The sequence below is a fragment of the Flammeovirga sp. MY04 genome (assembly GCF_001682195.2).
Classification (GTDB): Bacteria; Bacteroidota; Bacteroidia; order Cytophagales; family Flammeovirgaceae; genus Flammeovirga; species Flammeovirga yaeyamensis.
Map to the genome: position 1 here is coordinate 3,176,140 of NZ_CP003560.2, position 20,721 is coordinate 3,196,860.

The following is a 20,721-nucleotide window of genomic DNA, read 5'->3' on the forward strand; positions in this document are numbered from 1 at the left end:
CTATTTTTTTTAAGATTCCCACAATAACTATTAAATTGAATACAGGAACATAAATTTAAATGAGGGAATGGAAGAAGCACTTCTAAAATTAAAACAACACTTTCTCGAAACAGTAGAAATTTCTGAAGAAGAATGGGAATATATACGTCAGCATTTTATCTATAAACGTTTAAAGAAACATCAGTTTTTGATTCAGGAGGGAAGCAATGTGCCTAACGAATTTTGGATAGTAAAAGGACTAGTGAAATCATATTTTATGGAGGACAGTGGTAAAGAACATATCCTTCAGTTTGCATTTGAGAATTATTGGGTGAGCGATTTCCAAGCGTACCAAAATCATGGTATCTCTACCTTAAATATAGATTGTATAGAGGATGCAGAATTTTTAGTGATGTCGTTTGAGGATAGAGAAAAAATGTGTGAAAAAGTCCCTGCATTGGCCAATTTTTTCAGAATTAAATCTACTAAAGGATATATTTCCCTTCAACAAAGAGTCATGGGATTAATGAAGGATAGTGCCGAGAAAAGATACAACGACCTTGTTCAAAAACTACCTGATTTGATACAGAGAGTGCCTAAAAAATACATTGCTTCTTACTTAGGTGTTAGTAGAGAAACACTAAGCCGATTTTCTAAATAGTGTGATCTACATCACATCAAAAATGTGCGTTACTTCCTCTCTATTTTTAATCCTTTTATTGACCTTTGTATCATCAAAAAAACAAAAATTATACAATCATGAGTCACCACATATTTTCAGAATATCAATTAGGACAAATTACTTTAAACAATAGAATTGCAATGGCACCAATGACACGCTCTCGCTCTGTGGGAGAAGATGTTATTACACCTTTAGCAAAAGAATATTATGGTCAAAGAGCGTCTGCCGGATTAATTATTACAGAAGGATCTCCTATCTCTAAAGTGGGCAGAGGATATAGCTTTACTCCAGGAATATATACACAAGAACAAATCGATGGGTGGAAAGCCGTTACAGATGAAGTGCACAAAAAAGGAGGTAAAATATTTATTCAATTATGGCATGTTGGTCGTCGTTCTCACTCGAATATTTCGGGAACTCAACCGGTAGCTCCTTCTGCAATAAAAGAAGCGGATAAAGTTTGGGGCCCACTAGGTGATGGTTCTTATGGTATGATTGAAACTGAATCGCCAAAAGAAATGAGTCTTGAGGAAATTAAACAAACACAAAATGATTTCGTTCAAGCGGCTAAGAATGCTATGGAAGCAGGATTTGATGGTGTAGAATTACATGGTGCACACGGTTATTTATTGGATTCATTCTTACGTGCTCATTCTAACCAGAGAACTGACGAATATGGCGGATCTATCGAAAATAGAATGAGAATGACACTAGAAACTGTTGAAGCTGTAGCCAATGCTATTGGTGCAGATAAAACAGCCATCAGAATTTCTCCATTTGTGGCAGAGGGTAGTGTTAACCACGATCCTGAGATGATTGATTTAAGCTTAGCATTAGTAAAAGCATTGGATCAATTTGGTTTAGCTTATCTTCATTTTTCAGAAAATATTTCGAATTATAAAGAAGTTACTGAAGCTTATAGAAAAGAAATAAGAAGTATTTATCATCAACCAATTATGGTGGCCGGTAAACTGACTCAGGAAATTGCGGAAGACTTATTAGCAAAAGGTTTAGTAGATTTAGTAGCCTTTGGTCAACCGTTTATCACCAATCCTGACTTAGTAGAACGCATGAAAAATAACTGGCCATTAACTCCAGTGGATTATGCAAATCATAATACGTTCTATGGAGGAGGTGCTGAAGGATATACGGATTATGCTACCTATCAGAAATAAAAGATAGTTCTAGGGACGTTGTAATACAACGTCCTTACAAATTTCTTTTTAAATTTACCTGTAATTATTTTACATGTAAAATATTATTCTTATGTTTGTGATGTAATCAATCATTACTTATCAAAAAAGAGAAAATGCAACGTATAGATGATGTTATAAAATCTAAGTTTCAAAATGATAAACATCGGTTTATCACTAATTTGATTTATACCTCAAATTGGTTGAATAACATCACCGCTCAAATGTTTAAGCCTTATGGATTGTCCACGCAACAATTTAATATTCTGAGAATTCTAAGAGGGGCTGGAGATTGGAAAAATATGCATGATGTCAAATCTCTGATGATAGAAAAAACACCGAATACTACCCGGTTGGCTGATAAACTTCTGGATAAAGAGTTAATCGAAAGAAAAAGAAGTGATTCAGATCGAAGAGTAGTTTTCGTTAAGATTTCTCAGAAAGGTCTCGATCTTTTAAAAGAAATTGATGAACTAGAGAAAAAGGATACGATCTTTCGCTTCCTTGAAAATATCTCGGAGGAAGAAGCAGCTCAAGCAAGTGATGTTTTAGATCGCCTCAGAGGATAACACGCAAATCGCGTGTTTTTTAAAAATAATTTATTTTACATGTAAAATAATAACAGTACATTTAAATACTCAACTTTAATCGTTATGAAAAACAAGAACAAAATCTTCTATTACGTTATCACAGGACTATTTTCAGTATTTATCATGTTAGGTGTAGCCAACTACATTTTCCAACATGAAATGGTAGTTGGATTTTTCGAAGCAATGGGCTTCCCTCCTAACCTAATTTACTACATGGCGACAGCTAAAGTACTTGGGGTAGTTGGTATCTGGCAGACTAAATCTAAAGTATTAAGAGAATGGGCTTACGCTGGGTTCACTTTCAATCTTTTACTTGCCGTTTTTGCTCACTTAAATGTAAGCGATGGCGAACAATGGGGAGCAGTAATTGGTCTTGTACTTATGAGTGCTTCTTACTTCCTTGTGAAAAAAGTAGAAGCAGAAAAACCTAAGCTAGGAGGAATGTAGAATTGCAATAAAAAAACTCCTTTGATGTTTTCATCATCAAAGGAGTTTTTATTTATGCTTTTGTTACATTCGCACAAGCTTTTCCTCGAGGAGTATCTTGAATATCGAACTCAACAAAATCGTTATCTTTAATATCAAAGCCTTTTTCAACATCATTGATATGGAAGAATAATTTTTGTCTTCTTTCCTTTTCGATGATGAACCCAAAACCTTTATCAGGATTAAAGAATTCAACTTTACCCTTTTTCTTTGAAGGCTCTTCGTTATTTCTTGAAACAGAGATCTGAATATCTTCTAATTTGATTTCTTCTTTCTCTTCAGTTGGATCTGGAGGAGTGTCAACAATATTTCCAAACTCATCCACGTATGCCATCATGCTTTCAAGATCGGCTCCTTTTGTCTTGTTCTTTTTGTTCTCTTCTCTCTTAGCAAGTTTGTCTTGCTTCTTTTTTGCTTTTTTCTTCTGCTTTTCTAACTTATTAAATGCTTGTTGCGATTTTGCCATTATGATTTTTTAATGTGTTTTGCCAAGTGTAACTAAATAAGTATGAACATTTAAAATATGAATCTTAGAAAATTCGAGATGGAAAATGAAAAATAATCATTTAGTCATGTGTAGACGGATTCGTCTACCTTATGCACTATAAAGGTAATGAGAATATAACTCCCATCATATTAAATTAATATCAATCACCAATTTACGGGTTGATTTCGTTAATATTTAACGCATTCGATAAGATAATTGAGCTTAATTTTGTTTTGTGATCTAATAAATAAAGCATTTCCAATTTTTTAGTGAAAACTAGAAATGCTTTAATCTAAGAGACTATTCTTTATCTATTTTTTAATAATTTTTCTAGAAACCATCCCTTTTGATGTTTCCACATTCAGAATATACACCCCAACATTTAGCTTTGAGATGTCTATTACTTTTTGATGTGTGGTAAATAAAATCTTTCCCGATAATGAAATCACACTACTTTTTGTTTCTCCATCAATACCTGATAACTTAATCATACTATCGCTTGGAACGGGATATACATTCAACCTTTCTAATTGATTTTCTAAACCCAAAGGTTCATCACCGTTTCCCATATTAAATGCTGATCTTTCTACTGGAATAGATAAAGCATACGTCTTTAAAATAAGTGTGGTGATATGTCCACCATCATCATTGAATGAAACGGAAACTGTGTTATTAGACTGTAACAAATCATAATCTACAGGAATCTCTAATACTCCAAAGAAACGGTCTCTTGCAGGTTGATCATCTCCTTTCCAATTGGTTGGGATTTGAAGTGTAGTACCATTGATTTTCACCGTTGGTTTTAATGATTTTCCTGGATCTCTACCTAAACCAATTCTAAGAATCGCTTCTCCGTTTTCTTCAATTGCCACATTATTTACTTGGAAGGATACTTCTTGATTGGCTACAATTGGCTGAAGATAAGTTTCTGCATAGAACATTTGTTCTTTTTTCAACTCATCGATCGTTACATCATTGGTAAATGTATATTCTAAAATCATTGTCGCTTCAGAACCCAACTCTACTTCTGAAATATGGTCTGTGAAATAAGTCGTATCCAATTGTGTCAATAAGTTGGTTTCATAAGCATGTTTTACCATCAATTCGCTAATTGGGTAATCAGTGATGTTACCAATATTAAGTTGCACCTTTTTTACTTCCGGATTGAGATTACTTAATATCAAATACAACTTATTACCGTTGATGTAAGCATCAGAAAGTAAATCAAAATCTGTGGGTTTAGTATCTACTCTCGTTCCCTTAACATTTGTCCATAATTCGAAGAATTTCAATAAATCAGTATACACATAACCTGCATGTGACGGTTCTCCCTCAACCTCACCTATTTCTCTCAACAAACGAGGACCATAGGAATTGTATTCGTCTTCTGCTTTGTTGTGAGCCCAAGAAGCTTTGGTTAATAAAAAAGGAATGGCATTTATAATTTGATCCTGTCTTTCCATTAATTGCATCATCATTGATGAAAATGAACGAACGTTGTACCAATCTCTTTCAGCATAATAAGGTCCATCGCAACTTGGACAGAACCAACCGTATTCTGATATCGACCAAGGTTTAACTTCACCTAATTTAATCATGGAATAGTGGTTAATCATATCCATAATGGCTTCGATGTTGCTTCCTTTACGTTGTCTTTCGATCATGTTCGTATTGTCCCCAACATAATCGTATAAGTGAAAAGAAAAGAAGTCCATTTCTTCTCCGGCAACGTCAATAAACATTTTCCAGTTACCTTCCCAATGTCCAAAATCGTGATCTTCAAAAGCGGGGTGTGCTGCAGTATAACCTCCAACCATTACATCTGGGTGGTCCTTTTTAATACGTTTGGCCACAACATTATGCATCTCTGCAATTTCTCTATTGGTTGTATTGTACTGATTGGCTTTTACAAACGGCTCGTTCAATACTTCCACCAATTTAGGCTTTTGTTTGCCGGTAGTTCCGCCTTCCCCAAAGTAATGGGTAAGGTAATTACTGTAAAATTCTGCTACTGCTTCTGTTCCTTCGTATGACCAAGGAGTTGCATCGCTACAGCAAGAACTTGGAGTGGTTTCTTGACCGTTAGGATACATAGGCCACATTTGTCCACCTTCCATCATATTGATCTCTCGGTGCTCTAACGAATGTGCTGCTGTTTTGGAAGCATAGTTGTTTTTTGACTGTTGCCCCTTTTCTTGCATATGAGAAATATCGGGCCATCCCGCTTTACTTGGGTCTTGTCTCACCTGATTAAATTCCCAAACGATCGCTCCATTAGTTCTTCCTAAATAAATGTCATAATCATTTAAAAATGATGCTCGTTGCTCATCACTATCCCATTCATTTCCGGTAATACTTTCATGAAACACCATGTATTTTGAACGGTCAAATTCTGCACTGTTACCGACAAGGTGTTTTATATTAAGGTTGATATCGACAGTATCTTGTCCAATAGAAAAGAAACTATACATCAGTAAAGTGATAAAAAGTAGAGGCTTGTAGTTCATATCAAATAAGTTTAGTTGAATAAATTCATTTCATGCTAACAAGCCAAAATTACAATCACCTTCTCCTCTGTTTGTAAGATAAATTCTTGAAATAAAGGGGGGAAAGTGATTGTTCAGTTATTTATGAGTCGAAAAATTTCCTACTCTAGAGGTGGTTTATTTCGTTCTTTTTCTTTCCATCAGATATTTCCATCCTCCAGATGACCACAATGCCCAAAGCACTAAAAGAGGTTGGAAGAATAGACGAATGAGTCGTTTATTATCTGTATTTAATCCAAAAGAATCTATCCCATTCACATATTGGTTGATGTTACCCGGAAATATCAAAATATAGAAAACGGCTAATGCTATACCTGTTTGAACTTTAAAATTTCTTCCGTAGATCATCAATAAACCAAATAAAATTTCTACTACTCCAGAAGCCAATACTACAAAGTCGACAAAGGCCTCATCGGTCGTTAACCAGGTGGGTACTTGCGCTTGGAAAGCAATTCTTCTGAAAGTCATGTGACCAATGCCTGCATAAAGCATAGCTGCTCCTAATAAAACTCTAAAGATATTTTGTGTCGTTGTTGTTTTTATCTGATTCATAATTAAGTTTTTTATATTTGTATCGTGCGCGATACAAATATAAATGAATAATTATTCACCACAAAATAAAAGAGGTCATGTTAAACATAACCTCTTCATTTTATATGATGAATAACTTATACAATCATCTCTGATTGTTACATATTTTTATTTTCAAAAAACTGATCTTCGAGTTGATCTACATACGTCATCAGTTCATCGCTAAATACATATTTGCCTTGTACTTTTGCTGCTTCATTATATAATCTGATAAACACTAATGAGTTTGCAAAATTCGTAACTAAAGCTTCTTTTTGTCCATTTTTCACGATTGATCGTGTCATAGAAAAACCATTTGGATGTCCTCCAAATACAAACATATTTTGAGTAGTAGAATTGTATTCTTCTTCAGAAATTTCGCCTTTAACAAACTTGCATGTAAGTACATCAAATTGTTCCAAAGTTTGACTGGTCGAATTAAAAGCTTCTCCATAGATATCAGTAAACTGTTTGGGATAAAGCTTAGAATCAAAGACTGTATCTTGTTTATCAATTAAATCGGCAACACCCTCATTATGAAGTTTCTCTATCGCTCTTGTAAAACCATTATGATTGGCATATTCTTTATTTCCGAATTTACTTCTGTACATATGATACAACTCATGAGAGAAAAAACCTATAAGTTCCTCATCTGAATCTTGAAACGATTTGTTTAAGTCAATCACAATTCCTGATGGATAAGCATAGGCTTCAGGTTCAAAAATAGCTGCACTAATAGATGGAACTGTGATTAAAGAATCCGTTGGGTCAATTAAAAAGTCTTTTAGTTTTTCCTTTGCTGCATCAATTTTTTGATCAAAATCGTACTGTTCTCTGTAAGTGAGAAGTTCTTTCTCCATCTCACCTACTTTGATAAAGTTTTCTACAGTTATCTTTAGAAAATAATCTTGCATATTAGATAGATCCTCCTTGAGCGTGAACTGTAAAATACTGTCTTTTTCACTTTGAGATGGTGGGTAGTAGGCCAATTTTATCAACTTGATATATCCTTCTCTACTTTGATCTCTGCCGGCTACTTTATATCCAGTAGAATTAAAAAGTTGATCCCATTCCTCTTCTGATGGCAATTCTTCTTTTTGAAGTTTTTCTTTTACAATGAAAAAGGAGTCTACAGTGGTAAAATCGATTTGAGTTTGCTTTTTAGGCTTTGTACTGCAAGAAATAAATAGGATGCATACAATGATTTGTAAATAATAACGCATTAGAAATTGGTTTAAATTGAAGATTTGTTTATTCAGTAAATAACTCAGCTTAATCAAAAATTATATTTTCGATTATCAGTTAGTTTTTCTTTATAGAAATAAAAAACTGAGTTTGATGAATTCGGTGCCATCAAACCCAGCATATTTTTTTGATTTAGCTCTTCAGCCACTTTTTACTCCACCATTTTCTCAATGGCTCATCGTAGAACTTAACAGATAAGTAAGCCACTAAGATGGATACAACAAATGTGAGTACACCATAAACTGCAGCTAGACCGTAGTTTTGTTTTTCTGGTAATACCTCATTAAATACAAATGCGGTATACATATAGATAAAGGCATAATGAGTGATGTAAATCGGATAAGAAATGTCGCCTAAGAATTTGGCAAACTTTCTTGCTTTCTCATTTTTGATTTCTCCATTAGCTCCTAAATAAACGATCAATGGGAAAATAAAGATGATGACTAAGGCTTCGTATAAACCATTTATCCAATGGACATCTCCTCCTAATCTTGGAAGTGATAACACCAATATCATCAAGATGCTACTTATCAAGAATGAATGTTTGATATGAGTTCTCTTCATAAATCTAGATAACAACAAACCTGATAAGAAGGGATACGATAAGCGAATCATTCCGATTTTTAATTGAACAGGATCTAATGACCAGCCCCCTGCTACAGTTCCCGTATCTGCAGTGACAGAAAGGTGAATCAAGAAGCCCGCTGCGATACCTGCTAATACCATAAGAATGATATTTGGTAATCTTCTTAAAATAAGCGCATATAATGTGTAAGCGATATATTCGAAGAACAACGTCCAACCTGGTCCATTTAAGGGATACATCTCTCCCCATCCTCTCACATCAAAAGATCTTCCTACAGGAATCATTGTAAAACCAATAAGCATTACAATAATCACATCTTTTACTTCCGATGAAGCTAAATTTGCATATAACTCTGGGGATGCTTGTAGATAAAAAGTCGCTGCTCCAATGATCGACCCCATAATCACCATGGGTTGCAATCGAATAATTCTTCTTTTAAAGAATCCTCCTAATGTCATTTTATCCCATCGATTATCATAAGCATAACCGATCACAAAACCCGATAAAACAAAGAAGAAATCCACAGCCAAATAACCGTGGTTAATAATTTGATCTTTATGTTTTCCTAAAGCGAAAGCTTCAAGTATATGAAAAGCGACAACAATGATGGCAGCCACTCCCCTCATTCCGTCTAATATTTCGAAATGTTTATTTGTTGATTGACTCATTTAGCATGTTTAAGTAAGTAACAAGCAACAATTTATTGAAATGAAAAATAAAAGTTGATGATATTGATTTCCAAGTTCAAAATCTATTTATATTTATGACTTGAACATATATGAATTAATGAACAAAAAAGTCACTATTATAACTGCAGTATACAATGCTGAAGCTTACCTTGAACGGTATTTTGATAGTATATTAAATCAAACTTATAAAAATTTAGAAATCATTTGTATCGACGATGCTTCTACAGATAACAGTGCCACTATTATCGAGAATCATCAAAAAGATGATGCTAGAATAAAGTTAATTAGGGCAGAACATCAAGGATATACTTGTAGAAATATAGGTTTCGATGCCTGTACTGGAGATTATTTTACTATTGTAGATCATGATGATTGGCTCGGAAAAGACGCTATAGAAAAAGCCCTTCGATTATTTGAGACAGAGGATATTCAAGCTTCTTTATATCAGTTAAATTATTTTTTCTCTGAGGAGAATAATTCAATTTTACCTTTACCTCAAAAGAGGATCTTCACCAATTTAGAAGTTCTTGATTTAAGTATGGATTGGAAGATTTCTGCATTTGGCGTGTATAATGCCAAATTATTACCTCATGCTTATACAACATCTACAAAATTCTTTGCAGACGAAGTCCAAAGTCGTGTTCTTTTCCATAAGTGTGAAAAAGTGGGTATTAGTGATGGTGTTTATTTCTATCTGCAGAATGATTTATCTATTTCAAGAACTATAAGTGTTCGATCTTTAGAAAAGCTTGATACACATTTATTACTTAAAGATTATTTGATAGATAATAAATTATATGATGCAGTTAGTAATAAATTCCAACTACAACATATAAAAATATGGATTGGACTATTGAATCGTTTCTTAAAAGAAGATACCTCTCAAATAAATGAAGATGAGTTTATTAGATCGTTAAAACAGAAAAGACCATCAGTCTCATTATATGAAGTTTTGAGTTCTAAATTTTCTTTTAATGAGAAAAAATACTTAGCTTTCATGCTCATTCCATTTGGAATTCAATTTAAAATTTTATCATAAAAAAAGATGACCCAAAAGATCATCTTGTTAAGAAAAATGATACGAGGAGAGAAAATCTCTCCCCCTCACCTGTTTGTATTTAACTTTCTGTAGTACTATATTCTTCGATATAGTTAGATCTATTTACCTTTTACTTTACCCTTCTAAGTTCTTTGCAGGCTAGGCCGAAACTAGAACAGATAAACTGCTCTAGTCGCCTTTCCTCTGATTTCTGTTTTTAGCATGAGTGCAAATGTTGCTTATTTCTACGTTGTATCATTATATAAGCTGTTAGTTATTGGGTTACCGCTGATTGGTGTCGTATTCCCCTTCTATTATCAATTTATATTATTGAAATAGTGACAGTAACCACGTTAAGTCAGACATTGATTATATTTTTATTTTATTAAGTCATATAAGTCTTTTTGTTATCAAAAAATCTTCTGATTTATCAATTTTCCTTATTCTCGGCATTATTACCATTATCTTTATCCAAGTCAGTTGCCATTGTACCCGAAGCATCTATTTTCAATTCTTCTTGTATAGGCTCAAATTCTTGATTAACTTCATTCCCACAAGAAGTGAAAAACAGTGAAATTATAAATAAGCTGGTAATAGTAAAATACCTCATAGGTTTAAAAAATAAATTAAAACTTTTTGTTTCTGTTATCTATTAGATCCAACTCAGCAAATTTGTAATCAGTAAAAAATAAAAAAATGATGTTTTTTTTATTTCGTTCATAACTATATTTATCAACACATTGAATCCCAGTGACTTAAAAAATAAAGGGATTGAAGAATTTAGTCAAAAAAAATTTGATGAGTCGATTTGTACATTCAAAAAATTAGATAGTATTGCTCATAATGATAATTATGAAACTTATGCACATTATGCTTTAGGGCATATCTATGGAAAAGAAAAATTAGATACAAGAAAAGGAATTTATTATTTAAAACAATCTTTGCCATATCTTAGAAATAAAAAGAAAAATTTCTCATCTCATCAATTAACCACATATTATTTATTAGGTGAATATTATTATGCATTAGGGAATATTGATTCTTCAGAGTACTATTTAAAAGAGGGTTTTAATATTTATTTAGATCATCAGGAAGATTTGAGATTCCCTATATCATTTATACATCACCTCAGTAATATCTATTATAGAAAACATGAGTATCATATGAGCCAAGCTATTCTTGACTATGGCTTAAAAAATCACAAAAGAAGTAACAGAGTTGTATTTATAAATAAGTTAAGTAATCATGTAAAATTAGATGATACCCTTGCTATTAATGAAACTGTTCGATTATTAGAAAAAAACTTTGATGTTAGCGACTTATCTGGTAATCAATATTATCATCTTAGTATTTATACTTTTAATCATAAAAAGTATACTGAAACGATTCACTACTTAAAGTTATTTTTAAAAGCTTTTGACCAATATTATAAAAATTCAGATCCTACTTTCTTTAGTACAGATGAAATACTATTTCGGAATTTTTATATCGCAAGAGCACATTTAAAACTATCGGAATGCTATAAACATCTTGATAAACCAGAAGAACAATTATCTTCCTTGAAAACTGCTTTAACATATTATCAAAAAGGAAAATCTTCCCCTCATATAGACATTACTAGTATTGGTCTTGAAATTTTTAGATCATTAAAGGATTATGACAATTCACATGATATTAATGCAGGTATTAATTATTTAGACTCTGCACAACAGATTATTGATGAAGAGTTTTCGGTACGAAGTGATACTAATGAAATCATGAGGTATGAATTAATGATTCAAAACTATTACAAAGGAAAATATGCCTCTACACTTAAATGCCAAAAAGATTATTATTGGAAAAGTTATGAATACTTTCATGACTTTATTTGGCAACAACAAAAGGATGATGATTTGCTTTATCACTTTGAAGAATTAAATACAATTCAAGATGAATGGATTGAATTCTTCAGTCAGTCATATATTAAAGACAAGAATTTTGATGATTTAGCCAAAGCTTTAGAAATTATAGAAAATGCAAAGTCTAATATTTTGAAAAAGCGGTCATCAGGACTTAATGATCCTGATTTTATGACTTATATTAAAAGTGACTTCTTAATTAGTGACAAAAACAACCAAAAAAGTGTTTCCCCTCGTTTTACATCAAAAGATCTTAAAAAGTATTTTAAGGACAATTACGATGATAAATCATTTATATCATTCTACTATACAAAAGATAATTTTTACAGAATCACCTATAATGAAGGAAAATTCGATTTAAGTGTGATCAAATATGATGATACCACTTTAGATAAGCTTATTGAGATCTTTTCAAAAAGTAATTATTTTATCAGTCGTGACTTCATAGAACAACTAGACAAATTTGGTAAATATGTTTTACCTGACTGGGTAAATTCAACAGATAATAAACGTTTAGTCATATCCCCATATGGTAAATTAAATTCAATACCTTTTGAAGTACTTATTTTCAATGATAAGTACCTCTTAGAGAGTTTCGCTACAACCTACTCTTATTCAATACATTACAGTAAAAAGAATTTACAAAAAAACACGATTTATGATAAAGTAAATACATTCGCCATTGCTCCTTTTGCTAATAGTGATTTACAGTATACAGAAGAAGAGGTAAAAGATATTAATGCTGACTATTTATTAAATCAAGAAGCAACCTATAACTCTCTGCAAAAAGCCCTTCAAAATAGAAAATATAACGTATTACACTTTGCTACTCATTCAATCTTTAAAAGCATCCCACAAGATTCATATATCTCTCTTTATCCAGATAAATCAACAAAATCTAGAATTACTTTCGATGAAATTTCCAATATTAATCTTCAACACATAAATTTAGTGGTCTTAAGTTCTTGTCAGTCTGGAGTTGGTGCATTCTCAAAGGGTGAAGGGGACTTAAGTTTACAACGCGCATTTGCTTATGCCGATATACCTTCTGTTATTGCAGGTAAATGGAAAGTAAATGATAAATCATCTGCTATCATCATAAATAATTTTTATAACTACTTATCTGAAGGTTGGGAAAAGGATATTGCACTACAAAAAGCTAAATTACTATACATAGAAAACAATGAACATATGTATTACAACCCAATGTTTTGGGGTGGGCTTGTACTAAATGGAAATAATAATGCACTTGTTCCTCCTTCAATTGAAACTAGAGTACGGAAACTCTTTCATTAAGAAATCTCAATTGACATGAAAAATTTTTTTCTAAAACCAAGCTATACTTCTGAAAAAATCATTCACAACATAAAGACCAGAACTAAGTACGAAAAGACAATTGAACATCTTTACGACAAGTATTTCTTAAGCGTAAAAAAAATAATTGTCAACTTAGGTGGATCTTCAGAAGATGCTGAGGATATTTTTCAAGATGCGCTAGCTAAAGTAATTTGGAGTATCGATGAAGATAAGTTTCAAGGAAAATCACATATTTCCACTTATTTGATTACGATTGCAAAAAACATGTGGCTTAAAACTTTACAGAAAAAGAGTAAACATTTTTCGACTCCCCTAGAAGAAGGTTTGATCGATCAGCTTTCTGGAGACGAAGAATTACTTGAAGATATTCCATTAGGAAATGATGACGACTTATACACCAAATCTATGTTTGAAGACCTCATAGAAAAGATTGGAGTTGACTGTAGAAACATTCTAAAAAACTATTATTTTGATAAATTATCGTATAATCAAATACTCGATAGGAATAAAGGAAAATATTCTTCTGAACAGGCTTTACGTAACAAAAAAAGCAGATGTTTAAAATATTTAAAGGAAGGTTTACAAGATAAATTAGACGACAAAGACAGCTTACTAAATATTATTTCTTCATGTCTTTGATTACGAAATCACATTTTAGGCATCTAATATAGTGAGTAAAAACAAAAACCTTCATTAATCTATATTTATGGATAACTCGATTATAGAACAAAGGATTCAGCTCTCCTATCGAAATAAAGAAATAAGGGCTGTTAGAGAGAGAATGAAAAAAAGGCGAGCAAAACTTCAGTATCTAAAAGTTTCTTCAGCTGCTGCTGTTTTTGCTATTTTCATTGGACTTACTGTCTACATTAATACTCTAAGTGTCGAAAGCTTCATTGCTTCAACATCTTATAGCTATACGACTAGAAATGCTATTACTACTGAAAAAAGTACACTATTGATTGCATCAGAAGAGTTACTAAATCAAAGGTATGAGTATGTTATTGATCTTTTAGAAGATGAACAACATTCTGATCACAAAGATTGGATTTTATTAAAAGCCAATATGGGTTTAGGTAATTTTGATAAGGCCGATAATATCCTAGAATCAATAGAAGACGACCCAAAACATTTATACTATAGCAGAATCAACTTTAAATTTAAAGTAGACTACTATTTGATAAAATTGTTTTTCGGTAAGTAAGACAATTAATGAAGACTTTGGATTATTCCCATCCAAAGAAATTTAAAATTTATTGAAAAAGAATCCCCTTTTTACGTTCATTTCAATATTTTAAATTGTGGATGGGAATGATTTTTATAAAGGTAGCAACCTCCCAAAAAAAGAGGCCACAAAAGCCTCTTCTTCATTCAATATTTTTCTCCGAGAATTACTTCCCGATACAAAACTTACTAAAGATATTCTCCAACAAATCATCCGTTGTTACCTCACCAGTAATTTCACCAAGATGATGCAATGAATTACGGATATCTAATGCTAAGAAATCGCCAGTCATGCCTAAGTCGATACCATTGATCACATCGTCTAAAGCTTTCATTGTTTCTCGAAGCGATTGATAATGACGAGCATTGGTCACCATAGTGTTTCCTGCTTGTACCTTATCTAAGTTCACCAAGTGAAGTGCTCTTTCTTTTAGCTCTTCGATACCGATTTCTTTATCTGCAGAGATCTTTAAAAGATGTTCGTTGAATATGTCAAACTCTTTTGATAACTCATCAGATAATTGGTCGATTTTATTGGCTACTAAAATGTAGGGAACACCTAGTGCTACCAAGGCTTCCACTTCGGCTTTTACATCTTCGATAGTTGATGAAGCGGCATCAAACATATACATGATTAATGAAGCCTTTTTCATCTTCTCGTAAGAACGTTGTACACCTATTGCTTCTACTCTATCTTGTGTCTCACGAAGGCCTGCTGTATCTACAAAACGGAAAGTCACTCCTCCGATATTGATCTCATCTTCTATAAAATCACGAGTAGTACCTGCAACATCAGAAACGATGGCTTTTTCTTCATTCAGTAAGGCATTCAACAATGTGGATTTACCTGCATTTGGTTTACCTGCAATAACTGTAGGTACTCCATTTTTTAATACATTACCCATAGAGAAAGAATCGATCAACGCTCGAATGACTCTTTGAAGTTCGTTGATTAGGTCCTTCAAATCATCTCTTGAAGCAAATTCAACATCTTCTTCTGAGAAGTCTAGCTCCAATTCTATCATTGAAGCGAAGTGAATCAGTTTCTCTCTTAGCTTTTTGATATCTCTTGAGAAACCGCCTCTCATCTGTTGCATGGCCGCATCTCTTGATGCATGAGAATCCGCTGCAATCAAATCAGCTACTGCTTCAGCTTGAGCAAGATCTAATTTACCGTTTGCAAAGGCTCTTTGCGTAAACTCCCCTGCCTTGGCATAACGTGCTCCCACTTTCATGAACAGTTGCAATAACTGATCGGCAATAAATTGGGAACCATGACAAGAAACTTCTACCGTATTCTCGCCTGTATATGATTTAGGTCCATAGAAAATTGTTGCTAATACCTCATCGACAATAGTACCGTCTTCTTCTCGGATAGTACCAAAGTGTGCCGTATGTCCAGCTTGTTTTTCTAGGTCTTTACCTTTAAATACTTTATTTACAATTTTGATAGCATCAGGACCTGATAAACGAATAACGTGTATCGCTGATTGTCCTGGAACTGTTGCCAAAGCAACTATAGTATCTAATTCTATCGTTGTATGCATTCGATTGATTTTAAATTCGATACAAAGATAATGGGCTTTTATGGATAAAAGAGGATGAATTAAGAAGAATTAATGAGTGAAGGCTTGAAAAACAAAAAAGTCGATAAGATGTTCTCCTACCGACTTAATTTTTGATATGATAAAGGTGATTATTTTAATATCACTTTATTATTTTCCTCTTGAGTCTCACAGCCAATTACTTCAGATACCTGAGCAATTACTGTTGAGAATGATTTGTTCTTGAAGGTACCTGTGAACTTTCTTGATTTAAGTTCATCACTTTCAATCACAATTTCTTTACCATAAGCAATTGATAATTCCTCAACTACTTCTTCTAAAGAACTGCCTTGGAAGACGATGTTCGCTTGACGCAATTTTAAAGCATCCTGACTATCGTAAGCTACTTTAGAAATACCTTCTTGGTTTAAAACACCTTTTTCGTCTTTCACTAGTACAACATAATCGCCAGTAGATTTGTCCTCGTATCTTACCTTACCTGTTACTACTTCTACTTCATCCGCTTTTAGATAGAAAGATGTACCTAATACAGTAGTTTTGGTATCATTAGTAAGAATACTGAATGGCTTTTCTTTGTTGTGATGTACCTCGAAGAATGCTTCACCATTTAATTGAACCTGACGTCTATTTTCAGCAAATTCTGATGGATAAGTGATTTCAGAGTTCGGACTTAACCAAACGTGAGTACCATCAGGTAAGTCTACTTTTGCAACAGTAGTACCAGATGCAAATGTTTGTAGATCAGAACCTCCATCAAAATAATTGAAAAGACTAAATCCAACAGCAAGTACCATAGCTACCGCCATAGCCATTTTAGTTTGGAAGTTCCATAGTGTTCTTTCTTTTGTTTTTGAAGGAACATTTTTCTCTACTTTGAACTCCACCTTTTCTTTGGAATTTTGTTCATCAACATTCATGCGCAATAGCATTTTTGCCATTGCTGCATCCATCTCTTGATTTGATACTTCTTTCTTTTGTTTTTGACCTAAAGAAAAAGCTGTATCCCAAATACCTTGAAGCTCACTGTCTACACCTTTATTTGATGCTAATGATGTAGCCAATGAAAATTCTTCAGATTCAGCCTCTAAAACCTTAGACCAAATCTCGTTTACTTTTTTATCCAAAACTTCCGAAGCTGGTTTATTTCGGAGGTTTTGTCCCATAGACCCAGACATTGTCCAGATCTCCGTTACTTCTGATAGAACACTTTTAAACCTCTCGTCAGATGAAGCTACTTCTTTTGCTTTAAGTACAGCCTGTTCGTCTCCACCTAAACATTTAGCAATTAGTGTCCAATCTATGTTTTCTAATTTATCCATAGTCGGATAATTTTTTGTTATTAATAACTTGTCCAGCGTGATTTACACGCAAAATTTATCTTACAGTAGAAAATAGAATCGTCTTTATTATCCTATTCTATTTAACAGACAATCAATTTCTAAGTGTTGACAAAAATTTCTGAAAAAATTTCTGCATCCATTAAAATTTGTGTCACCAATCCTGCTGCTACCCATCCTGAATAAGACATTAAGCTTGGATCGGCATGTCCTTTTAATTTTTCTCTTAATTGTTTTAACGCTAAACCGATTTGATAATGCACTGTTCTCACAGGAATATCCAATGCTTCAGCAATTTCTTTATAAGTAAGATCTTCAAAACGACTCATTTTAAAGATTTCTCTCATTTTTTCAGGAAGTTCTTCTATTGAAGCATATAACTTTTTCTCCAACTCATTAAAATGATAAGCATCTTCAGTATCATTTTTCGAGATTTCCATACGTTCTGCCACCCCTTTCTGATAATCTCTTTCGAAATTACGTCTTTTGATAAAGTTTAATGTATGGTTTCTAGATGCTCTATATAAATAAGCTTTTAAAGATAAGTTGATGTTAAGATTTTCTCTCTTTGTCCAAAAATTGACAAAAATATCTTGTACCAATTCCTCAGCAGTTTCCCAATCGTGCACCATATTATTGATGAAATTAAGAATCGCCTGATAGTACTCTTTTGTAATATATTCCCAAGCATGTCGATCGCCGTTTTTAACTAAATCAATCAACTCTGCTTCTTCAATCTGATCAAAATTCATTAAAAATATCCCTTAAGGATTTTTAATTGACATTAAATTTGAAACAATATACAAAATTGAATTAAAAAATGTGACATATCTATTATATCATACATAAAATCTAACATTCCACACATTTCAAATCTTATCAGTCACTTGCATGTAACATATTTGATAGGGTTTTATAGCTAGCTTGTATACCAATTTGTGTACCCCCGGTTCGTGGCCGAGGGGCCAAGAGGCCGCCTCTTTGAAGACGGAGACCTAAATATATTTGAGTTGTATTTAAATTCTACTCTCCCTATTCCCTATTAGTTATTACTTATTACTTCACCTTATTATTTAAACAACGACTTCCTCCCATGTTTAGAACAAATAGGACATTTCTCAGGATCATGACGCTGTGCAGGGCAATACTCTCTACCAAAATAAATAATTTGAAGGTGTAAATCGTTCCAGTCTTTTTCATCAAAAAGTCTTTTGGCATCTTTTTCTGTCTGCACTACGTTTTTTCCGGTAGTTAATCCCCAACGGTACATCAAACGGTGGATATGCGTATCAACTGGGAAAGACGGTACTCCAAAAGCTTGAGACATCACCACACTTGCTGTTTTATGTCCAACGGCAGGCATAGATTCTAAATCAGCAAAATTATCAGGGACTTTACCATCAAACTGCTCAACAATCATTTTAGACATCCCATAGATACCTTTTGATTTCATTGGCGACAATCCACAAGGCTTAATAATTTCTTTAATTTCCTCAACAGAAAGTTTCAACATATCGTAAGGGTTGTCTGCCTTTTCAAAGAGAAGTGGGGTAATTTTATTTACACGTTCATCTGTACATTGTGCAGATAAAGCTACAGCTACTAACAACGTGTAAGGATCTTTATGATCTAATGGGATGGGTGGATTAGGATATAACGTCTGTAACGTTTTTACGATATCCTGTACTTTCTCTTTCTTTGTCAAAACGGTATAAAAAAATCTTGTTGATAAAATTTTGATGTAATATTAATCAAAGATAATAGTTACTTAAAAATATTATTTATTAAGATAAGTCAGGAAAAGATTTTTTTGGGGAAAATAATAGGTATTGTATTATACAATAAAAAATATCAAATTTGGTGTTACACTAATAATTAACAAATTCAAATGGAAGTACTAAAACCATTCTTTGATCTACATAAGATACCTGCTAAAATTATATTTGTAATTTCAATTACAACAGCTTTTATACTTTTTTATCCTCCACTTGAACATGATCAACTACGTCTTCTAGAACTAAAGAAAGAAACTGGAAAATATGTATCAATAACATTCCTTTTTACAACATCTTTAAGCATTATAAATTTGATCTCATATTGTTATAACAAATTAAAGGTTCTGATAAAAAAAAGAAAGGAAAAGAGAAAAGCCTTAGTGAAGGATCGTGAATCATTAGAATTTACTAAATATAAACTTAATAACTTGAATGATAATGAAATAAATATTCTGAGACAATATTATAAAATGACTATACCTAATGCAAAAACAACAACCATACTTAATCCATACCAACGTGATAATGCTTATCGAGAATTGATGAAATTCAATATAATTATATTACATGAAAATGGGTTATCTAAGATATCTCCGAAAGCAAACGAATTCATAATAAAAAGTGGAATACTTGAGTTTACTGAAGAGGAAATAAAAAGACAAAGTAAAATAGATAAGGAAGTTTAATGATGTAGATGAGTAAAAACTTTAATCATTTATATTATTAGTTTATTTGTCTGTTATAAAAACCATCTCATATCAGTAATACCTCCTTCTCCAAGTTCCAAATAAAGCCCATATTGATAATTCAAATCATTTATATACCCTATTATTTTTTCAAAATCTCTTTCTCTTGCCCCATTTTTCCAACTCATTTTTATTTCAATAACAAGTAAATTATTATCTCCATTTTCCTGTTCGTGAATAATTATATCTGGTGAGACTAATGATGGATCTGGATTATCTGGATCAATAATTATTCTTTTTGGATCTTGGTTTCCTTGTTCATTAGTCATTCTATTGTATTCACAGTTAACATGATAACCTTCTATTCTAGAATCAATTTTAACAGATAGGCCATTTGATACTGCTCTCTCACCTATATCAACTTCTCGTAGAAATAATAACGGCTGTTCTTCTAAAAGTTCATGACAACTTTCAACAATAATATCTTGTAGTTCTTCTATACTGTAGCTCATATGATTTGTTGTTAGAGTAATAATAGGTATTAAGTTATCTAAAATACAAGAATACAATATAGTTATGTCTATTCTATTTTTACATAATATTCTTCAATTATTTCTCCATCAACTTCTTTTGTAGCACGTATATCATTTGTATTTATAGGGTTTGTAAAATCACCTACATCATAATTTAATGCATCTAGCGTTTTTAATATTGTTTTTACATGTTCTCTTGCATAAGAGAGATCCTTAAAAGATAATATTTTTAATGTATTATCAATACCTGATACATTTTTTCCAATAAATATAGTTGTTTCACTCATTATTATA

At 32.5% G+C, this 20,721-nt stretch carries 21 protein-coding genes; 9 read left to right on the forward strand and 12 right to left on the reverse strand.

What is annotated here, in order from left to right; genetic code table 11:
• Positions 1–67 precede the first annotated feature (67 nt).
• The 4 genes from MY04_RS12775 to MY04_RS12790 all read left to right on the forward strand — a co-directional run bounded on the left by MY04_RS12775 (position 68) and on the right by MY04_RS12790 (position 2,891).
• Positions 68–640: a Crp/Fnr family transcriptional regulator gene (locus MY04_RS12775; protein ID WP_066210143.1), complete on the forward strand. Its 573-nt coding sequence runs from the start codon at positions 68–70 to the stop codon at positions 638–640.
• 98 nt (positions 641–738) lie between these two features.
• Positions 739–1,836 (forward strand): alkene reductase, encoded by a 1,098-nt coding sequence (locus MY04_RS12780; RefSeq protein ID WP_066210144.1) that lies wholly within the window; start codon positions 739–741, stop codon positions 1,834–1,836.
• Between the two features lie 134 nt (positions 1,837–1,970).
• Positions 1,971–2,423 carry a MarR family winged helix-turn-helix transcriptional regulator gene (locus MY04_RS12785; RefSeq protein ID WP_066210145.1) on the forward strand — a complete coding sequence of 151 codons (453 nt, stop codon included), beginning with the start codon at positions 1,971–1,973 and terminating at the stop codon, positions 2,421–2,423.
• Between the two features lie 84 nt (positions 2,424–2,507).
• Positions 2,508–2,891 carry a DoxX family protein gene (locus MY04_RS12790; protein ID WP_066210146.1) on the forward strand — a complete coding sequence of 128 codons (384 nt, stop codon included), beginning with the start codon at positions 2,508–2,510 and terminating at the stop codon, positions 2,889–2,891.
• A 52-nt stretch (positions 2,892–2,943) separates the two neighbouring features.
• Here MY04_RS12790 and MY04_RS12795 read toward each other — a convergent pair whose 3' ends face one another.
• The 5 genes from MY04_RS12795 to MY04_RS12815 form a co-directional block, all read right to left on the reverse strand.
• Positions 2,944–3,396, reverse strand: a complete 453-nt coding sequence (locus tag MY04_RS12795; protein ID WP_066210147.1) for a cold-shock protein — start codon at positions 3,394–3,396, stop codon at positions 2,944–2,946.
• Positions 3,397–3,728: 332 nt separating this feature from the next.
• Positions 3,729–5,924: a T9SS type A sorting domain-containing protein gene (locus MY04_RS12800; RefSeq protein WP_066210148.1), complete on the reverse strand. Its 2,196-nt coding sequence runs from the start codon at positions 5,922–5,924 to the stop codon at positions 3,729–3,731.
• Positions 5,925–6,080: 156 nt separating this feature from the next.
• The gene (locus tag MY04_RS12805; protein WP_084005869.1) at positions 6,081–6,515 is read right to left on the reverse strand and encodes a DoxX family protein; all 435 of its coding nucleotides are present in this window, start codon (positions 6,513–6,515) and stop codon (positions 6,081–6,083) included.
• A gap of 137 nt (positions 6,516–6,652) precedes the next feature.
• On the reverse strand, positions 6,653–7,756 hold the full coding sequence (locus tag MY04_RS12810; RefSeq protein ID WP_066210149.1) for a DUF5700 domain-containing putative Zn-dependent protease: 1,104 nt from the start codon (positions 7,754–7,756) through the stop codon (positions 6,653–6,655).
• A gap of 154 nt (positions 7,757–7,910) precedes the next feature.
• Positions 7,911–9,032: an acyltransferase family protein gene (locus MY04_RS12815; protein WP_066210150.1), complete on the reverse strand. Its 1,122-nt coding sequence runs from the start codon at positions 9,030–9,032 to the stop codon at positions 7,911–7,913.
• 118 nt (positions 9,033–9,150) lie between these two features.
• Between MY04_RS12815 and MY04_RS12820 the strand changes: the two genes are divergently transcribed.
• Positions 9,151–10,092 carry a glycosyltransferase family 2 protein gene (locus MY04_RS12820; protein WP_066210151.1) on the forward strand — a complete coding sequence of 314 codons (942 nt, stop codon included), beginning with the start codon at positions 9,151–9,153 and terminating at the stop codon, positions 10,090–10,092.
• A 430-nt stretch (positions 10,093–10,522) separates the two neighbouring features.
• On the opposite strand, the gene MY04_RS12825 is transcribed toward MY04_RS12820, so the two are convergent.
• Positions 10,523–10,702: a hypothetical protein gene (locus MY04_RS12825; protein ID WP_066210152.1), complete on the reverse strand. Its 180-nt coding sequence runs from the start codon at positions 10,700–10,702 to the stop codon at positions 10,523–10,525.
• A 130-nt stretch (positions 10,703–10,832) separates the two neighbouring features.
• Here MY04_RS12825 and MY04_RS12830 point away from each other — a divergent pair, with 130 nt between their 5' ends.
• The 3 genes from MY04_RS12830 to MY04_RS12840 all read left to right on the forward strand — a co-directional run bounded on the left by MY04_RS12830 (position 10,833) and on the right by MY04_RS12840 (position 14,511).
• Complete coding sequence (locus MY04_RS12830; RefSeq protein WP_066210153.1) at positions 10,833–13,286, forward strand: CHAT domain-containing protein; 2,454 nt, start codon at positions 10,833–10,835, stop codon at positions 13,284–13,286.
• Positions 13,287–13,301: 15 nt separating this feature from the next.
• Positions 13,302–13,946, forward strand: coding sequence for an RNA polymerase sigma factor (locus tag MY04_RS12835; protein ID WP_066210154.1), 645 nt, complete (start codon positions 13,302–13,304; stop codon positions 13,944–13,946).
• Positions 13,947–14,013: 67 nt separating this feature from the next.
• Positions 14,014–14,511: a hypothetical protein gene (locus MY04_RS12840; protein WP_066210155.1), complete on the forward strand. Its 498-nt coding sequence runs from the start codon at positions 14,014–14,016 to the stop codon at positions 14,509–14,511.
• 187 nt (positions 14,512–14,698) lie between these two features.
• Here the strand turns inward: MY04_RS12840 and mnmE are convergent, their stop codons facing one another.
• The 4 genes from mnmE to nth all read right to left on the reverse strand — a co-directional run bounded on the left by mnmE (position 14,699) and on the right by nth (position 19,138).
• A complete protein-coding gene (gene mnmE, locus MY04_RS12845; protein WP_066210156.1) occupies positions 14,699–16,078 on the reverse strand; it encodes a tRNA uridine-5-carboxymethylaminomethyl(34) synthesis GTPase MnmE in 1,380 nt (459 codons plus the stop codon).
• A 149-nt stretch (positions 16,079–16,227) separates the two neighbouring features.
• Entirely contained in the window at positions 16,228–17,415 is a 1,188-nt protein-coding gene (locus MY04_RS12850; RefSeq protein WP_066210157.1) for a FecR family protein, read from the reverse strand.
• 119 nt (positions 17,416–17,534) lie between these two features.
• Positions 17,535–18,185, reverse strand: coding sequence for an RNA polymerase sigma-70 factor (locus MY04_RS12855; protein WP_066210158.1), 651 nt, complete (start codon positions 18,183–18,185; stop codon positions 17,535–17,537).
• Positions 18,186–18,502: 317 nt separating this feature from the next.
• Complete coding sequence (gene nth, locus MY04_RS12860) at positions 18,503–19,138, reverse strand: endonuclease III (protein WP_066210159.1); 636 nt, start codon at positions 19,136–19,138, stop codon at positions 18,503–18,505.
• A 183-nt stretch (positions 19,139–19,321) separates the two neighbouring features.
• Between nth and MY04_RS12865 the strand changes: the two genes are divergently transcribed.
• Positions 19,322–19,894, forward strand: coding sequence for a super-infection exclusion protein B (locus tag MY04_RS12865; RefSeq protein WP_066210160.1), 573 nt, complete (start codon positions 19,322–19,324; stop codon positions 19,892–19,894).
• 53 nt (positions 19,895–19,947) lie between these two features.
• Here MY04_RS12865 and MY04_RS12870 read toward each other — a convergent pair whose 3' ends face one another.
• Complete coding sequence (locus tag MY04_RS12870) at positions 19,948–20,406, reverse strand: hypothetical protein (RefSeq protein WP_066210161.1); 459 nt, start codon at positions 20,404–20,406, stop codon at positions 19,948–19,950.
• Between the two features lie 68 nt (positions 20,407–20,474).
• A complete protein-coding gene (locus MY04_RS12875; RefSeq protein WP_066210162.1) occupies positions 20,475–20,714 on the reverse strand; it encodes a hypothetical protein in 240 nt (79 codons plus the stop codon).
• Positions 20,715–20,721 lie beyond the last annotated feature (7 nt).